Genomic DNA, 9215 nt, shown 5'->3' with positions numbered 1-9215 from the left:
AGCTGCAATATGGCGGTTTTGGTTTTAAGTATGGGGATGGGTATGCGGGTGGATCGGGACTTGCATTACTGGCATTCCGGTCTGTGATGAGGGCGTGGGACGGGCGTGGCCCCAAGACCATGTTAACGTCTTTGGTGCTTGAGCATACGGGATATACCTCCGTGGAAGCTTTGTTTGAAGATGTGCTGTATGAGAAGATTTCCATTCCCTCCAGCCTGGTGAAAACATTGCTCCAAGCCGCAGAAGCAGGCGATGATGTAGCGGTCTCCATTCTTGAAACCGAAGGTGAAGAGCTGGCTAATGCCGTATGTACATTGATCGAGCGTCTTGGAATGGCGGATGAAGAGTTCGATATTGTCTATATTGGAAGCGTTTTAAACAAAGGCAGGAATGTCGTCTTTACGAATGCCATCGAGCGCGGCGTGGCCAAGCGGGCACCTCATGCCAGATGTGTACACTTAACCTCAGACCCTGTAGCGGGTGCTTTGCTTAGTGCAATGGATGCGGATGGACAAGTGATTGATGCGGAAACCGAAAACCGATTGAAATCCCTGTCTTTCTAGACGATATATACATCAACTATGGAGGCGATTGAAATGGCACAACCGAAAGGACTCAAAATTACGGTCATTGGCGGGGGCTCCTCGTACACACCGGAAATCGTAGAAGGATTTATTCGCAACTATGATCAAATGCCAATCCGCGAGCTGTGGTTCGTTGACATTGAGGAAGGTAAGCATAAGCTGGATATCGTAGGTAACCTGGCTAAACGTATGATTGAGAAATCCGGGCTTCCCATTGATGTTCACCTGACGCTTGACCGCAGACGTGCGATCGAAGGCGCAGATTTCGTAACAACTCAGATGCGTATCGGTCTGCTGGCTGCCCGTAAGCTGGATGAGCATATTCCAATTCAGCACAGCGTTATCGGTCAGGAAACAACAGGTCCGGGAGGAATGATGAAGGCTCTTCGTACCGTGCCTGTTATTCTGGATATTTGCCGGGATATCGAGGAGCTGGCTCCGAATGCATGGATGCTGAACTTTACGAATCCGGCAGGTATTGTAACCGAAGCGGTGCTGAAGCACAGTAAAGTCCGTTCCGTCGGCTTGTGTAATTCCCCGATTAACTTCCAGAAGTTCCTGGCAGCAGAATATCAGGTGCCCGAGAAGGAAGTGCTTCCGGAGTTTGTAGGTATTAACCACCTGCACTGGGTAACCTCGGCGATTGTTCAAGGAGAAGAGAAGCTCCCTGAATTGCTGGATGGCGGAAAGACCTACACGGCTAAAAATGTTCCAACCCTCGGCTGGGATGCAGATTTCCTGAAATCACTGGGTGCGATTCCGACCTATTACCTGAAATATTACTACATGACAGATACCATGTTCGCTGATATGAAGGCCGCCCTGGAGAAGAACGGAACGCGTGCTGATGTCGTCAGCCGGGTGGAGAAGGAATTGTTTGGGCTGTATCAGGATGTGAATCTCGATGTGAAGCCGAAGCAGCTGGAACAGCGCGGCGGCGCCTTCTACTCCGAGGCAGCGGTGAATCTGATGAACTCCATCTATAATGACAAGCGCGATATTCAGACCTTGAATGTGGCGAACGGAAATACATTTGACTTCTTGCCTCCAGATGCCAGCATTGAGGTAAACTGCGTAGTAACCGGACAAGGACCGATTGTGCTGGCGCCTAAGCATGTACCTGAGAATGTGAAGGGCTTGATGCATGCGGTCAAAGTATATGAGAAATTAACCATCGATGCGGCGGTAACCGGCGATCGCGGTATTGCACTTCAGGCGCTGGCTCATCATCCGCTCGTACCATCTGTAGATGTGGCCGCAAAAGTACTGGATGAGCTGCTCGAAGCTCATAAAGCTTATCTGCCTGCGTTTTTCAAGTAGTGCATTCGTAATACAGATGCACTGATTTTATAGATAGATAAGAAGAGCCTCCCGTTTAAGAGTGATGCGAACCAACTCGGTTTGCACCCTCTCTGGGAGGCTCTTTTATTTTATTTAGAAGGTGACAAAGCCCATCGCGCGCTTCGCAGCCTGCAGTGTTACTTGAGCCGCTTCATTGGCACGTACAGCACCGTCCTTGAGGATATCATCCAGATCCTTGGAGTTAATGATCTCATGATATGTTTTCTGGATCGGTTCGAGCTTCGCGATGACTGCCTCAGCGAGACCCTTCTTGAACGCACCGTAGCCTTGGCCTTCATACTGCTTCTCAATCGCCGGAATGGATTCACCTGAGAATACCGAGTAAATCTCAATCAGGTTGCTGACCTCTGGCTTGGTGTCCCAGTCGTAGCGTACACACATATCGGAGTCGGTTACAGCCCGGGAGAACTTTTTGCGTATAACGGCAGGGTCATCAAGGAGCAGTACGTAGCTGTTCTGGTTCGGATTGCTCTTGCTCATTTTGTTCGTTGGATCATCCAGACCCATGATTCTTGCACCTGTTTCCTGGATGACTGGCTCAGGGATCACAAAGGTCTTACCGTATTTATTGTTAAATCTTGCAGCCAAATCGCGCGTCAGCTCGACATGCTGCTTCTGGTCATCGCCGACAGGCACATGAGTGGCCTGATACAGCAGGATATCTGCCGCCATCAGCACGGGATAGGTGAACAGCGCAGAGCTTACCGTATCCTTGCCTTCGGATTTATCCTTAAATTGTGTCATCCGGCTTAACTCACCGAAATGAGCCTGGCTTTCCAGCAGCCATGACAGCTCGGCATGCGCAGACACTTGGGATTGCAGGAAGATGGTCGCTTTGTTGGGATCGATGCCTGCCGCAATGTACAAGGCAGCCAGGTCACGGGAACGCTGGTGCAGCTCTTTAGGGTCCTGATATACCGTAATGGCGTGCAGATCAGGGATGAAGAAAAAGCATTCGTAATCGTGCTGGTTAGCTACAAACTGGCTGAGTGAGCCGCTGTATCCGCCGATGTTCAAATCTCCGCTGGGCTTAATGCCCGAAAGCATTCTTTTATTCATAATCGTTGACCTCCTTGGATTTATGAAACTATAAAAAAACACCTCGCCCCTGTCATCAGGGACGAAGTGTTTGACTCCGCGGTACCACCACTTTTCGGCAACATGTGCCGCACTTTAACATGACGGGAAGAGAGGCGTAATTACATAACCTGCTCCGATCATTTCTCCCGTGATAACGGGGGAGTGCCGTCAAAGCCTACTGACCTGCTTGATCAGGAGTTCGGTTTGAAGCGAAGGGACCCATTCACAGACCTCGTTGTACCGGACCTCACACCGGCCGCCGGCTCGCTTGAACAACGATGGATAAGCTACTATTTTCCCTTCATGGCTTTCGTGTAATATTAGTTCCTATAAAGATGCCATATTTCAGATCGAACGTCAAGATGGACGGGAGCGGGATCATCATGTACCTGAACTTGAGCTTCGTTATTTGGGCGATAACTTCCTTGCGAATAGTGTGGATAGGGTAGGGGGCTATATGATATAATATATAAAGAATCTTGTTTCATCTGAACAAGGAGGGGCTTTTGATGAGAAGACCGAAAGTTGAAGTGTACACCACACCAACCTGTGAAGACTGCCGGAATTTTAAGAAGTTCCTGAATGAGCATATTATAAGCTATAAAGAATACAGCATTGCTGATGAACCGAAATATGCGGAGAAGCTTCGCAAACGTTCAGGAAAGACCCTGGTGCCTACGATATATATTAATAACCAGGAGTTTTTCGGATTTGTTTTTAATCGTCAGGAGATTGAGAAGCTGCTGTTAGGTTAACAACGGGCCTCTATACGCCAAGACAGCGGTTATTATAAAATAGGTGTAATTTAGGAGGGGATCGTTAGTGGAGACAGTAGATCAGACCCATGAGAGTTGTTCCGTCCCGGGAGAACGCAAGAGCCATCATTCGGATAAGACCAAAAGCAACTTAATCAGCCGTCTGAACCGGATTGAGGGACAAATTCGCGGTGTAAAGGGACTCATCGAGAAGGACACCTATTGTGACGATGTGTTAAATCAGATATCGTCCATTCAGTCAGCCTTGAATGGGGTGGGGAAGCTCCTGCTGGAGCATCATATGAAGAGTTGCGTGATCGAGAGAATTCAAGAGGGCGATGATGAAGTTATATCTGAGCTCTTGGTTACGATGAACAAATTAATGAAGTAAGTTGGACAACATGCCACCCGCATAACCGGTGTGGCATTATTATTTTTTTCGAAAAGATGAATGAAGCGCTTGACAAATATAGGGTAGGGGGGTAAACTAATTCCAAGTTAAGGGAAATATATTCATTAAGCCAGGATATATAGCAGTCCATCAGGATTTCGGGTAAGAAGGATGCAGGAATGCAAGTTAGAATGCCCGGTAACGATAATGAGAAGAAGCAGCACGGTAGAATGAATCCGAGAGTGTGAGGTTTATTTATACGCGGAGTTGAACGTTAATTGAATGGGAAGAGGTGTATAAAGAATGGGTGGAGAAACCGAATCACTTCAGAATGAGTTGAAGAAGACCACAATGCAGTTGACAGGAATGACCTGTGCTGCCTGTGCGAATCGGATCGAGAAGGGCCTTGGCAGGATGGAAGGCGTGCAGGAGGCGAATGTGAACTTTGCGCTGGAGCGGGCAGCCGTAACCTTCGACCCGAAGGTGGTCACAGTGCAGCAGATGGAAGAGAAGATTGAGAAGCTTGGATACGGGACAGCGAAGGAGACGGCAGATCTGCAGTTGGTCGGCATGTACTGTGCGGCTTGTGCGGTCAAGATTGAGAAGGTCGTTGGCAAAATGCCGGGCGTATACAGCTCCGCTGTGAACTTCGCTATGGAGAGTCTCCGGGTGGAATACAATCCGGCAGAAGTCAGCATCCCGGAAATCCAGCAGCGCATTGATAAGCTCGGATATCAGGCAATGCCGAAGGAAGAGCAGACGGATAAATCAGAGCACCAGGAGAAAGAGATCCAGAAAAAGAAACGCAAGCTGCTCATATCCGCTATTCTGTCACTTCCACTTCTCTGGTCCATGGTAAGCCACTTTTCCTTTACCTCGTGGATCTGGATACCGGATATATTTATGAATCCGTGGTTCCAGTTGATTCTGGCAACACCGGTCCAATTTTATATCGGCAAGCAGTTTTATGTGGGTGCTTATACAGCGCTTCGTAATAAGAGCGCAAATATGGATGTGCTCGTCTCTCTGGGTACATCGGCGGCGTATTTTTACAGCTTGTATTTGACCATAGATTGGGCTTTAGCAGGAGCGAGTGCCCATCACGGACCGGCTATGTATTACGAAACAAGTGCGATTCTGATTACCCTGGTGCTGCTCGGCAAGCTGTTCGAGGCCCTCGCTAAAGGACGGACTTCTGAAGCGATTAAGACACTGATGGGACTGCAGGCGAAGACCGCTGTGGTTGTCCGGGACGGACAGGAAATGTCGATACCGGTAGAGCAGGTGCAGCGCGGTGATGTGGTTATGATTAAGCCTGGCGAGAAAGTGCCGGTAGATGGTGAAGTCATTGAAGGCACATCCGCTGTAGATGAGTCGATGCTGACCGGTGAGAGTATACCGGTAGAGAAGAAAGCCGGTGACGTTGTCATCGGGGCTACGATGAACAAAAACGGCAGACTGATGATCAAGGCAACGAAAGTGGGTAAGGAAACGGCGCTGGCACAGATCATTAAGGTTGTCGAAGAGGCACAGGGCTCGAAGGCGCCAATTCAGCGTATTGCTGACGTGATCTCAGGTATTTTCGTTCCGATTGTTGTAGGTATAGCCATTGCTGCGTTCCTGGTATGGTACTTCCTGGTTACTCCCGGCGACTTTGCACGCTCACTCGAAATTGCCATTGCCGTTCTGGTTATTGCCTGCCCATGTGCGCTAGGTCTTGCAACGCCGACATCCATTATGGCTGGTTCGGGACGTGCGGCAGAGCTGGGTGTACTGTTTAAAGGCGGGGAGCATCTGGAGTCCACGCACAAGATTGATACGATCATCCTCGATAAGACGGGCACGGTGACCAAAGGGAAGCCGGAGCTAACCGATGTTGAAGTGAATGGAATGGATGAAGCCCTGTTTAAACGCCTGGTGGGCGCAGCGGAGAGAAACTCTGAGCATCCACTCGCCGAAGCTATTGTAGCAGGTATCACAGCTGAAGGAATTACTCTTCCTGCTGTGGGTGAGTTCGAAGCCGTTCCGGGTTACGGAATTCGCGCTGTAGTCGAAGGCGCTACCGTACTGGTAGGTACTCGCAAGCTAATGAAGAAATATGAGATTGAAATAGGTCAGGCGGATTCACGCATGTCCGAGCTTGAAATGGAAGGCAAGACAGCGATGCTGGCAGCTGTAGACGGAAAGTTTGCAGGGATAGTAGCTGTGGCTGATACGATCAAGGAAACCTCGAAGGAAGCGGTAGCCCGATTGAAAGGCATGGGTATCGAAGTCATCATGATTACAGGAGATAACGAGCGTACAGCCCAGGCGATTGCTAAAGAGGCCGGTATAGATCATGTCCGTGCCGAAGTTCTTCCTGAAGGCAAAGCAGAAGAAGTGAAGAAATTACAGCAGCAGGGCAAGAAGGTGGCCATGGTCGGGGACGGCATTAATGACGCTCCGGCATTGGCCATGGCGGATATCGGAATGGCGATTGGTACAGGTACGGACGTTGCGATGGAAGCCGCAGATGTTACCTTGATGAAGGGTGACCTGAACAGCATTCCGGATGCGATCTACATGAGCCGCAAAACGATGTCGAACATCCGTCAGAACCTGTTCTGGGCTCTAGGTTATAACTCTCTCGGTATCCCGGTTGCTGCCCTTGGCCTTTTGGCTCCTTGGGTAGCGGGTGCAGCAATGGCGCTGAGCTCGGTATCAGTCGTCCTGAATGCGCTCAGACTGCAGCGCATGAAGGTGTAAGGCTAAAGCTGGAATGGATGGCATGATGGCAGAGGGGAGATTCATGGGACATGGTGATGAAGAAATTCGCGGTAACACCAGGCTTCAAGGTTGGGGGAACTCTGTTTAAGCCTCAGCAGCTTGCTGTACTCGGTTCTATCGTAGGACCGGATGCAGAGATCGAAATGACAACCTTTAAGCAGTTATATGTGGCGATGGAAGAGGAACGGATTCCTGAAGTGCAGGAGCAGCTGAGACAGGCGGGACTGGAAGTGCATCCTGCGGGATTCGTGTCCAAGAGCCTGATCACATGCAACTTTTGCCGGGGAGCAGAGGATGCTGGACTGGATATCGCCCAAAGGCTTGATGAAATCGTAGCCGATCGTGAAGTGCCCAGCCCGCTTAAGATTGGATATGCGGGGTGCGCACTCGGCACAAGCGAACCGCTGATTAAAGATATTGGCGTCGTGAAGATGAGGGATGTATTTGATATTTACATTGGCGGGGAGCCCAAGGGAATCAAGGCCAGCCTTGCGCAGCTGTTCATGAAGGATGTTCCGGAAGAGAAGCTTCTGCCCATTGTGGATCGTCTGATCTCGATTTATCAAGAGAATGGAAAGAAGAAGGAGACATACGCCCGATATGTCAAAAGAATAACGCCAGAGAAGCTGCATGAGCTGGTGATCAGCTCTAGTATAGCAGCCGAATAGACATGGGGAGACACGCCGGAAGATCAACCATCTTCTCGGGGCTGTCTCCTTTTTTTGATGCAGATAAAGTCCATATATTACCACTCGTTTTGTCACAATCTTTCAACATGTCCTGCCTATTTTCGATGTAAGTACAGAACGACAGCGGGTAATAATTCTTAAGATCGTCTTGGTTATAATGCATGCAATAAAACAGGCCAGGAAATGAATAGCAAGTAAGCCATTACACAACATTGACTGGGGGATGGACAAGGGTTACACTTGAATTATTCAAAGGTGTTAACTTCTTAATTACGTACCATTAAAATGAAAAATTATAAGATCGAGGTGATGAATCTGGACAAGAAGGATAGACTGTCGCAGCTGGCTTCCAGTTACGCAAACAGTCTTGTTGTCGGATTCGCCAGGCTGCTGGACAACGAACTGACAGCATCTCAATATTTTATTCTTCAGATGCTTGCAGATGATGAGATGCGGACTTGTTCAGAAATTGCCGGTACGCTGGGAGTAACCCTTCCGGCGGTGTCCAATTTGACCAACAAACTTGTTAAAAAAGGACATGCAGAGCGTGTCCCAAGCCAAACGGACAGACGGATTGTGTATCTGAAGATTACAGATGAAGGCCGAGACGTTACAACAAAGATGCTTGAGAGGTATAAGGAATTAACCGACGGACTATGGACTGATTTTTCCGAGCAGGAAGTGGATCTGCTTATTGCATCTTATGAGAAGACGATCAGGCGCTTACAACAGCGGAATTTCCAATAACCGGTGACTCCTTAGTCACATACTGGAGGGTATTACAAATGGGAAGATTAGACAATAAAGTAGCTGTCATTACAGGTGCTGCAGGCGGTATGGGTAAAGCAGATGCACTTCTTTTTGTACAAGAAGGAGCGAAGGTAGTCCTTACTGACCTTCAGGCAGAGAAGGTAAAAGAAGTGGCTAAAGAGATCGAAGCAATGGGTGGCGAGGCGCTTGCCTTGAAGCATAACGTTGCTTCCGAGGAAGATTGGGCACGTGTTGCTGAAGAAGCTATTGCAAGATTCGGCAAGATTGACATTCTCGTCAACAACGCCGGTATTTCCAGTGCGACTCCATACATGGAGCAGACTGTAGAGTCCTTCGAGAGAGTGATGAAGATCAACTTGAATAGCGTGTTCCTTGGCCAAAAAGCTGTTATTCCTCATATGATCGAGAATGGCGGAGGCTCCATCGTTAACATCTCCTCCATTGCTGGCCTGACTGGCGGCAGCGGCGCAGGCCCTTACACAGCAAGTAAAGGTGCGGTACGCATGCTGACCAAAGCGACAGCGGTTGATTTTGCAAAATATCATATTCGTGTAAACTCCGTTCACCCTGGATTCATTGAAACTCCAATGACTAAAGACATGTTTAAGGATGAGAGAATGACAACCTGGTTCCAATCCATGACTCCATTGCCACGCTTGGGTAAAGCAGAGGATATCGCAAGAGGTGTATTATTCCTTGCTTCGGACGAATCTTCTTACATTACAGGCGTTGAGCTTCCAATCGATGGCGGATACTTCGCAAAATAAGAATCGCCTCATATTCAATATTCAATATCAGCTATAGTAAAAGGTTATTT

9 protein-coding genes are annotated in these 9215 nt (G+C 48.8%); 8 read left to right on the top strand and 1 reads right to left on the bottom strand.

The annotated features are described in order from the left end of the window. Together BN1234_RS11840 and BN1234_RS11835 are read left to right on the top strand one after the other, a co-directional pair. Positions 1–563 (top strand): BadF/BadG/BcrA/BcrD ATPase family protein (locus tag BN1234_RS11840; RefSeq protein WP_370733928.1); only part of this gene is annotated, 563 nt, incomplete at its 5' end. Between the two features lie 33 nt (positions 564–596). Next, positions 597–1904 carry a 6-phospho-beta-glucosidase gene (locus BN1234_RS11835; RefSeq protein ID WP_054956866.1) on the top strand — a complete coding sequence of 436 codons (1308 nt, stop codon included), beginning with the start codon at positions 597–599 and terminating at the stop codon, positions 1902–1904. Positions 1905–2018: 114 nt separating this feature from the next. On the opposite strand, the gene trpS is transcribed toward BN1234_RS11835, so the two are convergent. Then, the gene (gene trpS / locus BN1234_RS11830) at positions 2019–3005 is read right to left on the bottom strand and encodes a tryptophan--tRNA ligase (protein ID WP_054956865.1); all 987 of its coding nucleotides are present in this window, start codon (positions 3003–3005) and stop codon (positions 2019–2021) included. Between the two features lie 530 nt (positions 3006–3535). On the opposite strand from trpS, the gene BN1234_RS11825 reads away from it, so the two are divergent. The 6 genes from BN1234_RS11825 to BN1234_RS11800 all read left to right on the top strand — a co-directional run bounded on the left by BN1234_RS11825 (position 3536) and on the right by BN1234_RS11800 (position 9165). Next, positions 3536–3781: a glutaredoxin family protein gene (locus BN1234_RS11825; RefSeq protein ID WP_054956864.1), complete on the top strand. Its 246-nt coding sequence runs from the start codon at positions 3536–3538 to the stop codon at positions 3779–3781. Between the two features lie 67 nt (positions 3782–3848). Continuing rightward, entirely contained in the window at positions 3849–4172 is a 324-nt protein-coding gene (locus BN1234_RS11820) for a metal-sensitive transcriptional regulator (protein WP_054956863.1), read from the top strand. A 303-nt stretch (positions 4173–4475) separates the two neighbouring features. Beyond that, positions 4476–6917: a heavy metal translocating P-type ATPase gene (locus BN1234_RS11815; RefSeq protein WP_054956862.1), complete on the top strand. Its 2442-nt coding sequence runs from the start codon at positions 4476–4478 to the stop codon at positions 6915–6917. 50 nt (positions 6918–6967) lie between these two features. Then, positions 6968–7606 carry an NAD(P)/FAD-dependent oxidoreductase gene (locus tag BN1234_RS11810; protein ID WP_054956861.1) on the top strand — a complete coding sequence of 213 codons (639 nt, stop codon included), beginning with the start codon at positions 6968–6970 and terminating at the stop codon, positions 7604–7606. Between the two features lie 306 nt (positions 7607–7912). Then, positions 7913–8374, top strand: a complete 462-nt coding sequence (locus BN1234_RS11805; RefSeq protein WP_245640158.1) for a MarR family winged helix-turn-helix transcriptional regulator — start codon at positions 7913–7915, stop codon at positions 8372–8374. A 38-nt stretch (positions 8375–8412) separates the two neighbouring features. Continuing rightward, entirely contained in the window at positions 8413–9165 is a 753-nt protein-coding gene (locus tag BN1234_RS11800) for an SDR family NAD(P)-dependent oxidoreductase (protein ID WP_054956860.1), read from the top strand. The last annotated feature ends 50 nt before the right edge of the window (positions 9166–9215 follow it).

Origin of the sequence: Paenibacillus dakarensis, from assembly GCF_001373415.1 — a bacterium.
Classification (GTDB): domain Bacteria; phylum Bacillota; class Bacilli; order Paenibacillales; family Paenibacillaceae; genus Paenibacillus_AQ; species Paenibacillus_AQ dakarensis.
The sequence above is the reverse complement of the archived record's forward strand: the minus strand, read 5'-3'. Positions and strand labels throughout refer to the sequence as shown.